Raw genomic sequence first — 893 nt, 5'->3', positions numbered from 1 at the left:
TCGTTGGCAGAAATGGTGTCCAAACATACCGCATAAAACCAACGAAAACGAGTATTAACCAAATCAAAAAAAACACCTATGACAAAAAACAAATTCATTTATCTTGGTGCGCTATTTTTGCTTTGTCTTGCAATCATTAATTCCTGTAGAAACGATTTCTTGCAAGAACAACAAATTTCAGAACAATCCAAAAATTTTGAACTTACTTCTAAAATTATTAAACTTAGCGAAAGTTCCCACAAAAATAAAATTCTTCCCAAACTTTCCCAAGCTAAAAATATCCTAAAAAAACAAAACAACAAAAATGCTTTTGGAAAAATAGTGAATTATGGAGATAGTGTTTCTATTGATACCGACCAAGTTATCTTTATTCAATATGGAGCTTATCATACCTACACCTTCAACATCAAAAGAAACAATTCCGCAATCAACGCTCCTGTTGAAAATTTAATTCTAAGCCTTGAACCCGACGGAACCTACAAAGAATTTGTAAATACTTACAATCTTACTGCTCAAGACAAACAGCAAATAAATTTGGGGAATGAAATCAGTTTTGATAACAAAGTTACAACAACAGAACTTACAAAAGGAACATACGGAAGCGGAGCATTACTTAAAGTTGGTACTTATAACAATTGTAATTGGGAACAACAAACCTATACAGAACCTTGCAAATGTCATCCAGGACATACCAATATTTCCGAGTGCAATTGTGCGGCGGGAAAACCTGTTCAATATGTAATCAATGTGTTGGTTTGTGAAGAAGTTGATGATCCTGTATCTGGTGGTGGAGAACCAACTAATCCTTATGACGGCGGTGGAGAACCAACTAATAGTGGAACAAATCCCGATGCTGGAACGACCTATCCTAATCCTGTAGAAGAAGCACAAGA

The 893-nt window shown here is 35.1% G+C and carries 1 protein-coding gene; it reads left to right on the top strand.

What is annotated here, in order from left to right; all coding sequences use genetic code 11:
* Nucleotides 1-78: 78 nt before the first annotated feature.
* Nucleotides 79-893, top strand: an 815-nt coding sequence (locus AC4AGG_RS16610; protein ID WP_489773138.1) for a hypothetical protein, incomplete at its 3' end; no start/stop codon positions are given.

It is taken from the genome of Chryseobacterium sp. CG10_8 (assembly GCF_058117085.1).
The sequence above is the reverse complement of the archived record's forward strand: the minus strand, read 5'-3'. Positions and strand labels throughout refer to the sequence as shown.